General features: G+C 38.9%; 1 protein-coding gene. It reads left to right on the forward strand.

What is annotated here, in order from left to right; all coding sequences use genetic code 11:
• Window positions 1–296 (forward strand): hypothetical protein (locus tag WFZ86_RS20220; RefSeq protein ID WP_342693628.1); only part of this gene is annotated, 296 nt, incomplete at both ends.

The raw sequence follows: 296 nt of genomic DNA on the forward strand, positions 1-296 counted from the left end.
TCAGCCAACGGCTTTAGTGGTGTCAGCTTCGGCTACAGCCTTTAGTAGTAATGCAACGAATGTAAAACAATCTGCTACAGTTACTATTAATGTCCCAACTACAGGTACTTCTCCTTATGTATACAGTTTCAACGGAGGTGCTTACAGTAGTGTAAGAACGTTAACGGTAAATGATAATGGAACCAATCAAACGATCAATTACTCGGGTAGAGATGGTAATGGTTGTATTACAGCCGGAACAGCTATTATTCTAAATAGATTAAACCCACCAACGGATTTATCTTTTGCTAATGCTT

Origin of the sequence: Flavobacterium polysaccharolyticum (assembly GCF_038739875.1) — a bacterium.
Taxonomy (GTDB): domain Bacteria; phylum Bacteroidota; class Bacteroidia; order Flavobacteriales; family Flavobacteriaceae; genus Flavobacterium; species Flavobacterium polysaccharolyticum.